We start from the raw sequence: 16,399 nt of genomic DNA, 5'->3' as shown, positions 1-16,399 counted from the left end.
GCGGGAGACCGCGCGGCCCTCCCGCATCTGCGGCCGCCCCGGCGAGGGGATCGGCCTGAGCCGTCGAGGCGGGTCTCCTGCCGGTGAAAAGCGCGGGCCCCACCTAGCATGGCGATCGTGGAGTACCTCAACCCCGCACGCGCCCCGTACACCGCCCAGGATCGCGCGCTCATCGGAGCCGGGCACGCCCGCCAGGCGCGCGCCCGTTTCGCCGGGCGGCGCGGTTACCGGCCGACGCCCGTCCACACCGTCCGCGGGTTCGCGGGAACGGCCGCCGTGCACATCAAGGACGAGAGCCTGCGCATGGGGCTGGGCAGCTTCAAGGCGCTCGGCGGCGCCTACGCCGTGCGCCTGATGGCCGAACGCGAGCCGGAAGGGCCTCCGTTCGTGTGCGCCAGCGCCGGCAACCACGGCATATCGGTGGCCGCCGGAGCGGCGGAGGCCGGGGTGCCGTGCGTGATCTATCTGAGCGACGACGTACCCTCGGCGTTCGAGCGGCGGCTGCGCGCGCTGGGCGCGGAGGTGCGGCGCAGCGGCCGCCACTACGACGACAGCATGGCCGCCGCGCTGCGCGCCGCCGAGGAGCACGGGTGGCGCCTGGTCTCCGACAGTTCGTGGGAGGGCTACACCGCCGTCCCGCTGGACGTCATGCGCGGCTACACGGTCCTGTTCGACGAACTCTCCGACCCCGGCGCGCTGCGGTTCTCTGCGGAACCCGCCGGACCTCAGACGATCGGGAGCTCCGTTCACGGCCCCGTGAACGGCCCGGCCGGGGCCCTGGAGGCGCCCACGCACGTGTTCGTGCAGGCGGGGGTGGGCGGGCTGGCCGCCGCTGCGGCGGCGTACGTACGCGACCGCTGGGGCGAGCGGCCCAAGGTCGTGGTCGTCGAGCCAGAGGGGGCGCCCTGCCTGCTGGAGAGCGCCCGCGCGGGCAAGCCCGTCCGCGTCACGGGTGGGCACACCACGCTCGGCCGGCTCGACTGCCTCGAACCCTCCCTCATGGCCCACCGCCTGCTGTCCCACCTCGCCGACCTCTACATGACGATCACCGACGAGCAGGCGGACGCCGCGGTACGGCTCCTGTCCGGGCACGGGGTGGCCCTGTCGCCGTGCGGCGCCGCCGGGGCCGCCGGGCTGCTCGAACTCGGCGACGCCTCCCGCGACGCGCTCGGCGTCGGCGACCGCTCACACGTGTTGCTCGTGGGAACAGAGGGACCGGTGGAACCGAAATGATCGACAACTACGTCAAAGGGGCGTGCACTCACCCAACCGGCCGAAGCATGTCCGGGGGGACGGCCGGTTGGCCGAACTCGACCTCCTGCGATTCATCGCCGCCCTGGCCGTCGTCGCCTTCCACTACCTCGTCGCGTACGCCTCCGTCTGGGGGGACAGGCCCGCCGAGCTGTTCCCGGCGCTGGCGCCCATCGCGGGGTTAGGCATCCTGGGTGTCGAGCTGTTCTTCATCATCAGCGGTTTCGTCATCTTGATGACCGTCTGGGGCCGCGGGCTCGGCGGCTTCGCGAGGTCCCGGTTCGTCCGGCTCTATCCCGCGTACTGGCTCAGCCTCGGCTCCGTCGCCGCCCTCTACGCGATCACCGGCGCCAAGGCGCTCAACCCAAAACTTTCACCAGGCGAATACCTGGTGAACGCCACCATGCTCCAGCGGCTGTTCAAGGTCACCGACGCCGGCGGCGTCTACTGGTCGCTCTGGGCCGAACTCCGGTTCTACCTGCTGATGGCCGTCCTCGTGATCATCGGCGTGACGTACCGGCGCGTGCTGGTCTTCGCGGGCGTCTGGCTGGCCGCGGCGCTCGGCGCGGAACTGCTCGGCAACGACCTGCTCGACGAGATCGTGATGCCGCGCTACGCCCCCTACTTCGTGGCCGGCATGTCCCTGTACCTCATTCACAAACACGGCAGCGCCTGGCTGCCCTGGTTGTACGTGGCCGGCGGGTACGGCCTGTCGATCAACGCCGCGCTCGGGCGGGTGCACAGCCGCGTCGAGGCCGCCGGCTTCAAGAACATGCCCGTCACCGACGTCAGCGTCATCATCACCATCACCCTGATCTTCGCCGTGATGGCCCTGGTCGCCCTCGGCCTGCTCAGGCTCAGGCCGTCGCGGGCGCTCACCGCGCTGGGCGGGGTCACTTACCCGCTTTACCTGTTCCATGGTGTGGTCGCGGTGGCCCTCATCCCCGTGCTCGTCGAGGGCCTGCCCCCCTGGGCCGTCGCCGTGACCGCGACGCTGGTCGCGATTCTCCTGTCCTATCTCGTCCATGCCTTTGCCGAACGTCCTGTCCAGCGACTTCTCAAGCCGCGCAAGGCACCGCATACCGCGTCAGCTCCCGCCGTACAGGTTGAAAAGGCGTCGGTGCCATAACCTTGTGGCCTCGGGGCACTGTGAAGGGCATAGGCTCGGGCATATAAACGGCGGATAGACAGACCCGGACGAACAGAGGGTGTTGCATGACGGTGCGTCGGGTGATGGGCATCGAGACCGAGTACGGCATTTCCGTACCTGGTCAGCCAGGCGCCAACGCGATGGTGACCTCCTCACAGGTCGTGAACGCCTATCTGGCCGCCTCGGCGGCCCGCGCGCGCAGGGCACGGTGGGACTTCGAGGAGGAGAACCCTCTGCGCGACGCGCGCGGGTTCGACCTTGCCCGGGAGGTGGCCGACCCCACCCAGCTCACCGACGAGGACCTCGGCCTGGCCAACGTCATCCTCACCAACGGCGCCCGGCTCTACGTCGACCACGCCCATCCGGAGTACAGCGCACCCGAATGCACCAACCCGCGGGCCGCGGTTATCTGGGATAAAGCGGGCGAGCGGGTCATGTACGACGCGGCGACCAGGGCGTCGGCCATTCCGTCCAACGCCCCGATCCAGCTCTACAAGAACAACACCGACGCCAAAGGCGCCTCCTACGGCTGCCACGAGAACTATCTGATGCGGCGGGCCACTCCTTTCGCCGACATCGTCAGGCACCTCACCCCGTTCTTCGTCTCCCGGCAGGTCGTCGTCGGCGCCGGCAAGGTCGGCATCGGTCAGGACTCCCGCGGCGAAGGCTTCCAGATCAGCCAGCGGGCCGACTTCTTCGAGGTCGAGGTCGGGCTCGAGACCACGCTCAAGCGGCCCATCATCAACACCCGGGACGAACCGCACGCCGACCCCGAGAAATACCGCCGGCTGCACGTGATCATCGGCGATGCCAACATGTCGGAGATCTCGACCTACCTCAAGCTCGGGTCCACCGCGCTCGTCCTCGCCATGATCGAGGACGGCTTCCTCACCCGCGACCTCGCGATCGACAATCCCGTGCAGGCGCTGCGGGCGGTCTCGCACGACCCCGGCTGCCGCTACGAGATCCCCATGCGTGACGGCCGCAAGCTCACCGCGATCCAGCTCCAGATGGAATACCTGGAGCAGGCCCGCAAATACGTCGAGGAACGCGGCACCGCCCACGACGAGATGAACAAGGACATCCTCGACCGCTGGGAGTCCGTGCTCACCCGCCTCGCCGAGGACCCGATGCAGCTCGCCGGCGAGCTCGACTGGGTCGCCAAGCTCGAACTCCTCGAGGGCTACCGCAGTCGTGACGGCCTCGCCTGGTCCCACCCCAGGCTCCAGCTCGTCGACCTGCAATACTCCGACATCCGTCCCGACCGTGGCCTCTACAACCGCCTCGTGGCCCGCGGGCGCATGCAGCGCCTCGTCACCGAGGAGGAGGTGCAGCGCGCCGTCGAGCACCCGCCCACCGACACCCGGGCCTACTTCCGCGGCCGCTGTCTGAGCCAGTACAGCGAAGCCGTCGCCGCCGCCTCCTGGGACTCCGTCATCTTCGACATCCCGGGCAGGGAGTCGCTGCAGCGAGTGCCGACCCTTGAGCCGCTGCGCGGCACCAAGGCCCACGTCGGTGAGCTCTTCGACCGCTGCCGCACGGCCGCCGACCTCGTCGCCGCGCTCACCGGCGGCGACTGACCACGCATCGTGCCGGCCTGCTCATGGTGGGCCCACGCCGGGCCCCGGGGTGCGCGCGGGCCGTCCTGGTCCCACGTACGCCATCGCCACCGGGGCGAACAGCGCCGGCACACCCGCCCGCGAAGGGCCGGGGTAGCCTGGAACGTTCCGTAGCAGAGACTTCCGCTGAAGGCGAGCTGGGAGACTGTGATGAGAAGCACATCGGCCATACTTGAGGACAAAGGGGACATCTCAACCTCCCATGGGAGCGGTCGTCCCGTTGTCGGGTAGCTCTACTATCTGGTCAACCCCGCAAGATCGCTGGATGATCGGCGCGAAATGTCGCCCGGTTCGGGGAAGATATGCAGGAGAGGCAGTCCCCCAGACGGAGGTAGGACATGGCAACCAAGGACACCGGCGGCCAGAAGCAGGCCGGTCGGCGCGAGGCCGAAGTTGAGGAGACCGAGGCCTCGGCGGCGCCGGACGTTCAGGAGCGGCAGGAGAAGCTCACGGACGATGTCGACTCGATCCTGGATGAGATAGACGAAGTTCTCGAAGAGAACGCTGAGGAATTCGTACGCAGCTATGTCCAAAAGGGTGGGGAGTAGGACCAAAGCACGTTAAGGGATGATTCGGGTGGAAGCGCCGGACCGAACGACGACCTGCCCGGACTGTGGTGAGGCATGGCCCTCGCCCGGTCCGGGCTCATCCAGCGCAGCCCCGTCGGGCGCGTGGCAAGGTCCTCTTCGGCGGCCACCCGCTTGCCTACCGTCACGGCACCACCAGGACGACTGCGAGCGCGTGCTCGCCCGTCAGGGCGAGCACGGCGCCGCTCTCGCGCGGCACGGGGGCTCGGGGCTGTTCTCTAGTCCAGGTGGTCGAGGGTGGGCTGGTCGTCCGGCATGGCATAGTCGACCGCGACGCCGAGGAGGCGCACGGGGCGGTCGAGATCGAAGCGGCCGAGCACGGTGAGGGCCGTCCGGGTGATGGCGGCCGGATCGGTCGTTGCGGCGGGAAGTGTGGCCTGGCGGGTGCGGGTGAGAAAAGGCGTGTAGCGCACCTTGACGATGACGCGGGTCGCCTGGCGGCCGGCGGCGATGGTGTCCTGCGCGACGCGCCCGGCGAGCGTCGCGACGTGGTGGGCGATGTCGGTCCTGTCGGTGAGGTCGTGTTCGAAGGTGGTTTCGCGGCTGTGGCCGCGGGCGATCCACGGTGTGGTGACGACCTCGGCCTCGCCCTTGCCGAGGGCGAGATAGCGCAGCCAGGGGCCGTTGGTGGGGCCGAAATGACGGGCGAGCTCGGCAGGGTCGGCCGCGGCCAACTCGGCGACGGTGTGCACGCCCTGAGCGGCGAGCTTACTGGCGGTCTTGGCGCCGATGCCCCACAGCGCGTCGGTGGAGCGGTGATTCATGGTCTCGGCCCAGTTGTCGCTGGTGAGCCGGTGCACCCCCGCCGGCTTGGCGAAGGCCGAGGCGAGCTTGGCCTGGTGTTTGTTGCCGCCGATGCCGACGGAGCAGGTCAGCCCGGTGCGGGCGAGCACGGCGCGCTGGAGGTCCGCCGCGAGCGCCTCGGGATCGTCGGTGGCGGCGCCGACGAAGGCCTCGTCCCAGCCCCAGACCTCCACGCGTACGGGAAACTCGCGCAGCACGGCCATCACCTCCCGCGAGGCGGCCTCGTAGGCCGGCGGGTCGCTGGGCAGGAAGATCGCTTCCGGGCAACGTCTCTGTGCGGTGCGCAGCGGCATGCCGGAGTGGACGCCGTGGGCGCGGGCTTCGTAGGTGGCGGTGGCCGCCACGGTGCGGGGACGGGTGGGGTCGCCGGTGCCGCCCACGACGACGGGCCTGCCGCGCAGCTCGGGGTGGCGCAGCAGCTCGACCGCGGCGATGAACTGGTCGAGGTCGACGTGCAGGATCCAGTCCCGGGCGGACCTGGTGGCCATGCTGTCCAGTATGGCCGGTGGGTTCGTGACGGTCGCCGCGCGGGGCACGACCCGTGGGCGGGTGTCGGGTTTGGGGGGTTCAGCCGGTACGTCAGTGGCTCCCGCGCAAGATGGTTCGCCGTTAGCTGATCGTGGGAAGTGCAGACAGCAACCCAACATGAGTAGGGTCGCCCTAGGAACACTGACGTTTGGAGGGAGTCGCGTGGCATCGCACAGGGATCTGCCCGTCGGCTTGGTGAACCACCTTTTCCGGAACACGGGGAATTCCTCGTTCACGGAGTTTGTCAGCTCATATGCGCCCGAGTTGCTGCCACAGCGAGATGAGGTTCTCGCCACCCCGATCGGCGATCAGGTCCCGCACGCGACCACGATCGTGGCCGCCACCTTCGCCGGCGGCGTGATCATGGCAGGTGACCGGCGGGCGACGTCGGGCAACATCATCTCCCAGCGCGACGTGGAGAAGGTGTTCCGCGCCGACGACTACTCGTGCATGGGCATCGCGGGCACGGCCAGCACGGGCCTCGAGTTCGCCCGCCTCTACCGCGTCGAGCTGGAGCACTACGAGAAGCTCGAGGGCCGCACGATGTCGGTGGCCGGCAAGGCCAACCGGCTGGCGACCATGATCAGGGGCAACCTCGCCATGGCGATGCAGGGGCTGGTGGTGGTGCCGCTGTTCGCCGCCTACGACCCCGACAAGGACGAAGGCCGCATCTTCAGCTACGACGTGGCGGGCGGCCCCTACGAGCGGGAGCGCTTCGACGCGATCGGGTCCGGTTCCATCTTCGCGCGCGGGTCGCTGAAGAAGCTCTACCGCGACGGCGCCTCCTCCGACGACATGGTGATGACGCTCATCCAGGCCCTCTACGACGCGGCCGACGACGACTCGGCCACCGGTGGGCCCGACGTGAGCAGGAAGATCTGGCCGATCGTGACGGTGATCGACGCCGACGGTTTCCGCCGCCTGACCGACGAGCAGGTCTCCTCCTACGTGGAGCAGATGCTCGAAGCCCGCTTGATCTCGCCCGACGGCCCCATCGCCCCGCTGCGCTAGAAAGGACCACCGCACGTGTCCATGCCTTTTGGATATGCGTCCCCTGAGCAGATCATGCGGGACAAGGCCGACTACGCGCGCAAGGGCATCGCGCGGGGCCGGTCCGTCGTCGTGCTGCAGTACGTCGACGGCATCCTGTTCGTGGCGCCCAACCCGTCGCGGGCGCTGCACAAGATCAGCGAGATCTACGACCGCATCGGCTTCGCCGCGGTCGGACGCTACAACGAGTTCGAGGAGCTGCGGCTCGGCGGCATCCGCTACGCCGACATCAACGGCTACACCTACGACCGCTCCGACGTGACCGGGCGCGGCCTGGCCAACCTCTACGCCTCCAACCTGGGCCGCATCTTCACCGAGTCGATCAAGTCGCTCGAGGTGGAGGTCGTCGTCGCCGAGGTGGGCGAGACGAAGGACGGCGACGCCATCTACCGGCTCACGTTCGACGGGTCGGTCTTCGACGAGCACGGCTTCGCGGCCATGGGCGGCCAGGCCGAGGCGGTGTCGTCGCGGCTGAAGGAACACTACCGCGAGTCGATGTCGCTGGCCGACGCGCTGGAGGTGGCGCTGACGGCGCTCACCGAGCCGGGCGGCGAGCGCCCGCCGGTGGCGCAGCTTGAGGTGGCGGTGCTCGACCGCAACCGCGAGCACCGTAAGTTCCTCCGGCTGACGGGGGCGCGGCTGGAGCGCCTGCTCGCCCAGACGACCACCCCACCCGCCTCCGAGCCCACGCCTCCGGCTGGCGAGGGCAAGGACACACCCCCGCCCACGGGTCCGGACGGCGACGTGGACGACGGCTCCTCGCCGCTGTAACGGCGGTTCCCGCGGGGGCCCCACCACGACGGGGTCCCCGCCGCCGGGCGGCCTGTGGCCGTTACGTCGCGGTGAGGGGGCCGGTGGGCTAGGCGGCGTGCTGCGTCCAGGGCCTTTGCCGGTGACCGATGGGGGACGCCAGTGACATGCTGTGCCACCGGTCCGGCTTCGTAAGGCGGTGGCCGGCGTCGGGGGTCCAGTGACCGCGCCTCACGTACGCGATCGGCCCTCACGCGGGACGGGCTCCCTGCACCCGAGGTCGTTCGCTCGTCCGGAAACCGCGATGGAGGCGGCACAGAAGTGTGTGATGTGTTTCACACTGATTTGGGCGAACTCCGGAGGGTAACCAATGATCTTACGTTGCATGAACACTTGCCTGCGCGGCATCCTCGCGGCCGGGGCAGCCGCGGCTGTGGTGCTGACCTCCGGCGGTGCGGCCGACGCGGCCGCCTATCCCAGGTACAAGGCGCCCAAGATCTTCGGCACGACCTTCCAGCCCGACCCGAAGCATGACTTCACCAAGGGAATCCACTCCCGCCGCAACGGCACCCTGCGCGGCTGGATCACCGGCGTGCGCGGGGGCACGGCGGAGTACGTGCCCATCAGGTGGAAGAAGGGCAGCCACACCCCGGGGAACTTCGTCGCCCCGCGCGAGGGGCATGTGGGTGCCTACGCCTCGCCGATCGCGAAGAACGTGGTGTTCCTGTCGGCGTACGGGTGCAAGGCCACGATGTCGAACCTGACGGTCAGCAGGAAGACGGGGCTCGGCGCGAAGAGCTGCTCCAGGGCGGCGCTGATCAAGCGTCACGGCACGAATCCGCACCCTTCGCTGATCACCGTGCACAAGGGGCGGATCGTCAAGGTGCAGGAGATTTACACCCCTTGACCTGCGCCGCGTGATCCGCGCCCCCGGGGGGCGGGCGCGGGACGAACGCCGTAAACGCCCGGTCAACGGGGCGCCGGATGAGGCCGGCACGGGAAAACACCTGCGAAGATCTCTCCCGCATGCCGATCCGTGGGCATAGTGTGAGGTGATGGATCGTCGCATCTTCGGGCTGGAGAACGAGTACGGCGTGACCTGCACGTTCAGGGGACAGCGCAGGCTGTCGCCGGACGAGGTCGCGCGCTACTTGTTCCGGCGGGTCGTGTCCTGGGGCCGATCGAGCAACGTCTTCCTCCGCAACGGCGCACGTCTCTACCTCGACGTGGGCAGCCACCCTGAATACGCAACACCTGAGTGTGACAACGTCATCGAGCTCGTCACCCACGACAAGGCGGGCGAGCGCATACTCGAGGGCCTGCTCGTGGACGCTGAGAAGCGGCTGCGCGAAGAGGGCATCGCCGGTGACATCTATCTGTTCAAGAACAACACCGACTCGGCCGGCAACTCCTACGGCTGCCACGAGAACTATCTGGTGGGCAGGCACGGGGAGTTCGGGCGGCTGGCCGACGTGCTGATCCCGTTCCTGGTGACGCGGCAGATCGTGTGCGGGGCCGGCAAGGTGCTGCAGACGCCGCGCGGGGCCGTCTACTGCGTCTCGCAGCGGGCCGAACACATCTGGGAGGGCGTCTCGAGCGCCACCACCCGGTCCAGGCCCATCATCAACACCCGCGACGAGCCCCATGCCGACGCCGAGCGGTTCCGCCGGCTACACGTCATCGTGGGCGACTCCAACATGAGCGAGACCACGATGTTGCTCAAGGTCGGCGCCACCGACCTGGTGCTGCGCATGATCGAGTCGGGCACGGTCATGCGTGACCTGTCGCTGGAGAACCCGATCAGGGCGATCCGCGAGGTCTCTCACGACATGACGGGCAGGCGCAGGGTGCGCCTGGCCAACGGGCGCGAGGCCTCCAGCCTGGAGATCCAGCAGGAATACCTGTCGAAGGCAAAGGACTTCGTCGATCGCCGCGGCGGCGACGCCATCGCCCACCGGGTGCTGGAGTTGTGGGAGCGCACCCTGCACGCGGTCGACACGGGCAACCTCGACCTGGTGTCGCGGGAGATCGACTGGGTGACGAAATACCAGCTGATCGAGCGCTACCGCAAGAAGTACGACCTGCCGCTGTCCTCGCCGCGGGTGGCGCAGCTCGACCTCGCCTACCACGACGTGCACCGTAAGCGCGGCCTGTTCTACCTGCTGCAGAAACGCGGCTCGGTGGAGCGGGTGGCGTCCGACCTGAAGATCTTCGAGGCCAAGTCGGTGCCGCCGCAGACGACGCGGGCCCGGCTGCGCGGAGAGTTCATCCGCAAGGCTCAGGAGAAGCGGCGCGACTTCACCGTCGACTGGGTGCATCTCAAGCTCAACGACCAGGCGCAGCGCACGGTGTTGTGCAAGGACCCGTTCCGCAGCGTGGACGAGCGGGTCGACAAGCTCATCGCCGGCATGTAGCCCGTGCCAGAGCGTGGCGCCGCGTTTACCCCGGCCCTACCTGAATGTCGGGTAGTGTGACGCGAATCTGACGTCTTTTCCGAGGGAAATCCATGCGCCGCGCTCTGGCCGCTTCGGCCGCCGTGCCTCTGCTCTTTTTCGCCGCCGCGTGCGGCTCCGATGACGGCGCGAACTCCGGCGCCGAGTCCAGCGCCAGCTCCAGTGCCGCGCCGGCCGACGGGGCCAAGGTGTCGGTCGCGGGGAACGTGGGCGCCAAGCCCACGGTGACGTTCCCGGCCGGCTCGCCCGCCACCACGTCGTCGTACAAGGTGATCCATCCAGGCGACGGCGACGCCATCAAGGCGGGCGACCGGGTGGTCGTCAACCTGACCGTCTACAACTGGGACGGCCAGGGCAACGCCGTTCAGGGCTCCTCGTACGACACGAAGGCGCCCGAGGCCATCCCGGTCAACGAGCAGTTGCCGAAGATCCTGCAGGAGGGCTTCACCAAGGTCAAGCAGGGCGGCCGGCTGCTGGCCGTGCTGGCCGGCGACGCCGCTCCCCAGCAGCAGGCCGCGCCCGCCCAGCCCACCAAGGTGTTCGTGTTCGACGTGGTCGGCAAGCAGCCGCCGGCGCTCAAGGTGGCCGACGGCAAGGAGACCGGCGACAGCATCAAGGGAGTCAAGGTCGACAACCCCGGTGGTGAGAAGGCTCCCACGCTGACCACGAAGACCGACGCCAAGCCGCCGGCGAAGCTCGAGGTCAAGACGGTCATCAAGGGCACCGGGGAGAAGGTGAAGGCCAACCAGTCGCTCACCGTCCACTACACGGGCAAGATCTGGGGCACCGACAAGAAGTTCGACTCCAGCTGGGACCGCGGCCAGCCGGCCGAGTTCCCGCTCGGCCAGGTCATCAAGGGGTGGCAGCAGGGATTGGCCGGGGTGCCGGTCGGCAGCCGGGTCGTGATGAGCATCCCGCCGGACCTCGGTTACGGCGACCAGGAGCAGCAGGGCATCCCCGCGAAGAGCACGCTGGTGTTCGTGGTGGACGTCCTGGGCGCCTACTGATCAGCGCCACGGTGCCGGACGGACCCGCGTAAACCGCAGGCGTTCGTCCGGCATTGTGGGACCATGGCCGGGTGCATGTCGCCCGGCCTTTTCTGCGCGCCTTGCGCGCCTCCGCGTTCGCGGCGGTGTGCGTGCTGGTGTCGGCCGCACTGCACGTGCTGGCCGGGGGCACGGTCGTGCGCCTCGGCAGCCTTTGCGTGGCCCTCGCGGCGGCCTGGGCGGGCGCCTACCTGCTCGGCGGGCGCCGGCGAGGCGTGAGCGTGCTGCTGGGGGCCTGTTTCGCCGCCCAGTACGGCATGCATCACCTGTTCGGCGCCACCCTGCCTGATCTGCCGTCCGTGGGCGGGCACGCGCACGGGGGCGGGCTGGGCATGCTGGCCGTCCACGCCGCGGCGGCCTTCGGCTCGGCCTGGTGGCTGGCCCGGGGCGAGGCCGCCCTGGCGACCCTGCTGCGGCTGGCCGTCACGTCCGTCGGCCGTTTCTGGGCCACGCTGCTCGTCCTGGCCGGCGCACCGATCGAGATTTCTCGTCCCGGCCGCACCACGGGCTGGGACGGCCCCGCGGCGCCACCACGAGCACCGTTCATGGCAGCGGTGTCCCGGCGCGGACCGCCGCTCGTTCTCTCCGTTCTCTGACCCGGGCGCTCGCCCGGCCTCAGGCCGTGTGGTTCCGTCCCGCGGCCCTTTCTCGCGTGGCCGCGCCGCCACGCGCCCGAACTGTCTCGCGGAACGCGGCACGTCCGCGGATGTGCGCGTCTCCGCCGAACGGAGAAACGCCTGATGACCTCCTCCTCCGATCTGTCGTCCGCGTCGGCGACGCAGCCGCCCGCGCAGCGTGGCGCGACCTGGGCGGCCCTGCGCCCTCTCGTGCTGCGCCTGCACTTCTACGCCGGTATGCTCGTCGCGCCCTTCCTGCTGATCGCCGCGACCACCGGCTTCCTGTACGCCGCCTCCGTCCAGATCGAGAAGATCGTCTTCCGGTACGAGCTGACTGCGCCCGCCGCCCAGACCCGGCTGCCCCTGGCGCAGCAGATCGAGGCGGCCCGCGCCGCACGGCCCGACGGCAAGGTCAGCGCCGTGCAGCCGGCCGCCGAAGCCGGCTCGACCACCAGGGTCCTGCTCGACGTGCCCGGCCTGGCCCCGAGCACCCGGCTGGCCGTCTTCGTCGACCCCCACACCGCCCAGGTGCGCGGCACGCTGGAGAGCTACGGCAGCTCCGGCGCGCTGCCCGTACGCGCCTGGATCTCCAACCTCCACCGCCACCTGCACCTGGGCGAGCCGGGACGGGTCTACAGCGAGCTGGCGGCGAGCTGGCTCTGGGTTGTGGCGCTCGGCGGCCTGCTGATGTGGGCCGGCAGGCGCAGGACCCGGCGGCGGCAACTGGTCCTGCCCGAGCGGGGCGTCGCGGGCTCGCGACGCCTGCTGTCCTGGCACGGCTCGGTCGGCCTGTGGGTGGTGCTGGGCCTGTTCTTCCTGTCCGCCACCGGCCTGACCTGGTCGACGTACGCGGGCGCGAACGTCGGCGAGCTGCGTGCCGCCCTGGGCTGGACGACCCCGGAGATCTCCACCGCGTCAGGTGGGCACGCCGGGCACGCCCCCGGGGATCACCAGCCCGTGGGCGCCTCCGCGATCAGCGCGGACCAGGTCGCGCAGACGGCGCGGGGTGAAGGGCTGTCCGGCCCGCTGGAGATCGCCTGGCCTGCGGAGACGGGCGGCCCGTACGTGGTCAAGGAGATCGACAACCAGTGGCCGGTACGCCTGGACCAGATCGCCGTCGACCCGGCCACCGGGCAGGTGACCGCGCGGCTGCCCTTCGCCTCCTACTCGCCGGCCGCGAAACTGGCCACCTGGGGCATCGACGCCCACATGGGGCTGCTGTTCGGCCTGGCCAACCAGCTCCTGCTCATGGGGGTGGCCGCCGGCCTCATCACGCTGATCGTGCTGGGGTACCGGATGTGGTGGCGGCGCCGCCCCACCGGCGGGCCGGCCGCGCCGCCCGCGCGCGGCGCCTGGCGGCAGGTGCCCCGGGCGGCGCTGGCACTGCCGGCCCTGCTCGCCGTGGGCGTCTGCGTCTTCCTGCCCCTGATGGGCATCTCCCTTGCGGTGTTCCTCGTGATCGACGTCCTCCTCGGCAGACGCGCCCGGACATGAGCGCCGCCTACGCGTCGTGCCAGTTGTGCGGGGCGCGTTTGAGCGTGTACACCGCCTGGGGCAGGTCGTCCCTGACGCGGATCATCCAGCGCGCGAGATCGGTGGTGAGGCCGGCGCGGATCGCGGCCAGCGCGGGATCGTCGTAGCGGTTGTCCAGCTCCGCGGGGTCGGCGTCCAGGTCGTAGAGCTCGCCGGTCCCGCGCTCGTCCAGGAGCAGCTTCCACTGCTCGCGCCGGAGCATGACCGTCGTGCCCGACTGCGTGACGGTGTTGAGCTCGTCGAAGGTGCGGCCCTCGTAGGGGAAGTGCAGCGAGGGTCGCTCGTCGACGTCGTACGACAGCCCGCCGAACCCGCGCTCGCCGTAGCCGGTCGCGAACTCCCCGGCCGGGTAGGGCTCGCCGGTGAGCATGGGCCACAGGCTGCGGCCCTGGACACCGGGCGGGATCTCGACGTTGATCGCGTCGCAGATCGTCGGGAACAGGTCGGCCAGCGAAACGAAGTCGGTGCGGTTGACCATCGGCCGCACGCCTGGACCGGCCACGGCGAACGGGATGCGCATCAGGCTCTCGGGCATGCCTGCGCCCTTGCGTTGCAGGCCGTAGTCGCCGGTGTAGTCGCCGTGGTCGGCGACGAAGAACACCAGCGTGTCCGCGTCGCGCCCGGTTGCGCGCAGGTGCGCGAAGAACCGGCGCAGCTGGTCGTCGATGAGCCGGAGCATGCCGCAGTAGTTGGCGCGGTAGCGCCGCCACTCGGCGTCGTAGCCGGGCCGTTTCTCCTCGATCAGGCGGCGCAGCCAGGTGTACGTGCCGCCCTTGCGCTCGGCGCCCTCGGGCCCGGCCAGCCGGTCGGGCACCTCGTCCTCCCCGAACAGGCTGAAGTACGGCTCGGGGACCTGGTACGGGTTGTGCGGCTCCGGGAACGACAGCCAGGTCAAGAACGGCCGGTCGGAGGGCGTCCCGTCGATGGCGCTGATCGCGTCGGTGACGATCCGGTGCGGGAACTGGCACTCCAGCGGGAAGGGCGCCGGTTCGCGGCCGACCGAGTGGTCGAGCGAGACGAGCCACTTCTCGAACGCCTCCTGCTCGGGCGTTGCCGATCCGGCAGGGCCGCGCTCGTGCCAGTAGGGCGCGGCGAACGTGTCGAAGTCGGCGGGTCTGCGGTGGAAGTGCGTCTTGCCTGCCAGGTGCAGTGCGTAGCCGGACTCACGCAGCACGTCCACCAGGTCGTCGCCGCGCAGCACGTGCCGAGCGGCGCTGTTCTGCCTGACCCGGTGGGCGGACGGGTAGCGCCCGGTGACCAGGCTGATCCGGGCAGGGACGCACAGCGGGGAGGTGGTGTAGGCCCGCCCGAACTGCACGCCGGTGTCCATCAGCCCGTCGAGGAACGGCATGGTGTCCAGGGGGAAGCCGCTCGCGGCCGTCCAGCCGGCGCGTTGCTGGTCGGTCATGATCAGCACGATGTTCGGTCGCTTCACAGGAAGGTTCTCCATCGTCAGCGCTTGTCGTACATCGGCTTGGTGTAGTCCTTGCCCGGCTTCCAGTTGGGGAAGGCGTAGTCGTCCGGGCCGACCTTCGCCCCCTTCTTCCTGGCCTCCGCGATCGCGCGGTCACGGTCCTTGGCGGTGTCGCTGGACAGCTTGGTCAGCGCCGCGCGGACGTCGGTGATGTCGCCGGTGAGCGCGCCCTGCACGATGTCGCCGAGGGTGGGGCGCACCGGCTTGGAGGCGATCTGCACCTGCTGGACGTCGGCGTTGCCGGCGACCGGGTCGGGGGCGAGGTGGACGCTCTCCCGGAACCAGCCGACGAGCTTCTTGTAGGCGGGGTGCGCCTTGGACTGCTCGACGACGTCGATGTCGCGCGGGGGCTGCGACATGGTCTCGGCAACCTGGCGGGAGTAGCCGGCGGTGACGAAGTAGTCGCTCAACAGGGTGTTGGCCGCCTGGGCATGCTTGGTCGCCGGTGACAGCCAGTAGTCTCCGGGCTGCGGCAGATGGTAACTGGCGACGGCGGCGCCCGCGTCGGGCACCAGCATCGGCCCGACGCCCAGCTTCTCCCCGAACTCCGGCATGTCCTGCAGCGCCACGCCGGGGCACCACGGGCCGTCGAAATAGTACGCCGCCAGCCCCGTGGTCCACCGGGCCCGCGCCACGTCGTCGACCCACGAGTTGGACCCCGGCACCAGCACCTTGTCCTGGCGCAGCGAGACCAGGAACTCGATCACGTTGAGATATTCGTCGGCGTGGAAGGCGTACTCGCCGCTTTTGTACAGCTGTCCTTGGCCGCCGGCGAACCCGGCCGCCTGTGCCAGGTCATGGACCTGTTCGCCGAGCCGGTCCGGCATGCCGATGTTCCACACCCAGCCGTAGGTGCCCTCTCCGGCCGACTGTTGCACCGTGCGGGCCGCCGCGCGGAACTCGTCGTAGGTGTTCGGCGGCGCCTGCGGGTCCAGCCCGGCGCGGCTCACCAGCTCGGTGTTGAACCAGTTGACGGCAACGTAGACCTGGTGGCTGAAGATCGGGAACGCGTAGATCTTGCCGTCGAAGATGTGCACGCCCTCGACGAGCGAGTCCTCGACGCGGGCCGTCGCCTCCTCACTGAGGGTCAGCGGCTGCGCCCATCCTGCGGCGACGAGCGCGGCGGCGGGCAGCTTGAGCCCGGCGTTGGAGTGGATGTCCGGCAACTGGTCGCTCTGCTTGGCCAGCTGCAGCGCCTGGCCCATCTTCGACGGGTTGTAGTACGTGTACTGGACGGGGACGCCGCCGGGCCTCTTGGCGTACGTGGCGAAGATCTCCGCCTTCGCCTTCTGCAGTTGGTTCTGGTGGTCCCACCATGTCAGCGAGCCGCCGCCGCTGCCTCCGCCCCCGCCGCACGCACTGGTCGCCGCCGCGGCGGCCAGGGTGCCCGCCGCGGCGAGGAACCCTCGCCGAGTCATCGCGCTCATGGTCCTGCCTTCCACCCCGCGGCGGTCAAAAGTCTTGTGAGGCAATCTTGCCGCGTGGCAAAGTCATTCTTGCCACGCGGCATGCCGCGCGGCAAGGCTCTCTTGGAAGT

At 69.8% G+C, this 16,399-nt stretch carries 14 protein-coding genes; 11 read left to right on the top strand and 3 right to left on the bottom strand.

The window, feature by feature from the left end; genetic code table 11:
* The first annotated feature begins 117 nt into the window (after positions 1 to 117).
* The 4 genes from GUY59_RS20210 (at position 118) to GUY59_RS20195 (ending at position 4,568) form a co-directional block, all read left to right on the top strand.
* Positions 118 to 1,233, top strand: a complete 1,116-nt coding sequence (locus GUY59_RS20210) for a pyridoxal-phosphate dependent enzyme (RefSeq protein WP_201761097.1) — start codon at positions 118 to 120, stop codon at positions 1,231 to 1,233.
* 67 nt (positions 1,234 to 1,300) lie between these two features.
* Positions 1,301 to 2,380, top strand: coding sequence for an acyltransferase family protein (locus GUY59_RS20205; protein ID WP_201761096.1), 1,080 nt, complete (start codon positions 1,301 to 1,303; stop codon positions 2,378 to 2,380).
* 86 nt (positions 2,381 to 2,466) lie between these two features.
* A complete protein-coding gene (gene dop, locus GUY59_RS20200) occupies positions 2,467 to 3,981 on the top strand; it encodes a depupylase/deamidase Dop (RefSeq protein WP_138199179.1) in 1,515 nt (504 codons plus the stop codon).
* A gap of 377 nt (positions 3,982 to 4,358) precedes the next feature.
* Positions 4,359 to 4,568, top strand: coding sequence for a ubiquitin-like protein Pup (locus GUY59_RS20195; protein WP_132332266.1), 210 nt, complete (start codon positions 4,359 to 4,361; stop codon positions 4,566 to 4,568).
* Between the two features lie 257 nt (positions 4,569 to 4,825).
* On the opposite strand, the gene GUY59_RS20190 is transcribed toward GUY59_RS20195, so the two are convergent.
* The gene (locus tag GUY59_RS20190; RefSeq protein ID WP_138199178.1) at positions 4,826 to 5,899 is read right to left on the bottom strand and encodes a DNA polymerase IV; all 1,074 of its coding nucleotides are present in this window, start codon (positions 5,897 to 5,899) and stop codon (positions 4,826 to 4,828) included.
* 202 nt (positions 5,900 to 6,101) lie between these two features.
* Here GUY59_RS20190 and prcB point away from each other — a divergent pair, with 202 nt between their 5' ends.
* The 7 genes from prcB to GUY59_RS20155 all read left to right on the top strand — a co-directional run bounded on the left by prcB (position 6,102) and on the right by GUY59_RS20155 (position 13,349).
* Complete coding sequence (gene prcB, locus GUY59_RS20185; RefSeq protein WP_132332264.1) at positions 6,102 to 6,950, top strand: proteasome subunit beta; 849 nt, start codon at positions 6,102 to 6,104, stop codon at positions 6,948 to 6,950.
* A gap of 21 nt (positions 6,951 to 6,971) precedes the next feature.
* A complete protein-coding gene (prcA, locus tag GUY59_RS20180; RefSeq protein ID WP_132332263.1) occupies positions 6,972 to 7,760 on the top strand; it encodes a proteasome subunit alpha in 789 nt (262 codons plus the stop codon).
* 364 nt (positions 7,761 to 8,124) lie between these two features.
* On the top strand, positions 8,125 to 8,646 hold the full coding sequence (locus tag GUY59_RS20175; protein ID WP_236667323.1) for a hypothetical protein: 522 nt from the start codon (positions 8,125 to 8,127) through the stop codon (positions 8,644 to 8,646).
* A 148-nt stretch (positions 8,647 to 8,794) separates the two neighbouring features.
* On the top strand, positions 8,795 to 10,153 hold the full coding sequence (gene pafA / locus GUY59_RS20170) for a Pup--protein ligase (protein WP_103962987.1): 1,359 nt from the start codon (positions 8,795 to 8,797) through the stop codon (positions 10,151 to 10,153).
* Between the two features lie 92 nt (positions 10,154 to 10,245).
* Positions 10,246 to 11,199 carry an FKBP-type peptidyl-prolyl cis-trans isomerase gene (locus GUY59_RS20165; protein ID WP_138199177.1) on the top strand — a complete coding sequence of 318 codons (954 nt, stop codon included), beginning with the start codon at positions 10,246 to 10,248 and terminating at the stop codon, positions 11,197 to 11,199.
* Positions 11,200 to 11,300: 101 nt separating this feature from the next.
* Complete coding sequence (locus GUY59_RS20160) at positions 11,301 to 11,834, top strand: MFS transporter (protein WP_138199176.1); 534 nt, start codon at positions 11,301 to 11,303, stop codon at positions 11,832 to 11,834.
* A gap of 144 nt (positions 11,835 to 11,978) precedes the next feature.
* Positions 11,979 to 13,349, top strand: coding sequence for a PepSY-associated TM helix domain-containing protein (locus GUY59_RS20155; RefSeq protein WP_138199175.1), 1,371 nt, complete (start codon positions 11,979 to 11,981; stop codon positions 13,347 to 13,349).
* A 7-nt stretch (positions 13,350 to 13,356) separates the two neighbouring features.
* On the opposite strand, the gene GUY59_RS20150 is transcribed toward GUY59_RS20155, so the two are convergent.
* Positions 13,357 to 14,823: a sulfatase-like hydrolase/transferase gene (locus tag GUY59_RS20150; protein WP_201761095.1), complete on the bottom strand. Its 1,467-nt coding sequence runs from the start codon at positions 14,821 to 14,823 to the stop codon at positions 13,357 to 13,359.
* Positions 14,824 to 14,840: 17 nt separating this feature from the next.
* A complete protein-coding gene (locus tag GUY59_RS20145; RefSeq protein ID WP_161714621.1) occupies positions 14,841 to 16,280 on the bottom strand; it encodes an ABC transporter substrate-binding protein in 1,440 nt (479 codons plus the stop codon).
* Between the last annotated feature and the right edge of the window lie 119 nt (positions 16,281 to 16,399).

It is taken from the genome of Nonomuraea sp. K271, assembly GCF_009908215.1.
GTDB classification, from domain to species: domain Bacteria; phylum Actinomycetota; class Actinomycetes; order Streptosporangiales; family Streptosporangiaceae; genus Nonomuraea; species Nonomuraea longispora.
This window is presented reverse-complemented; position numbering and strand designations above follow the sequence as displayed.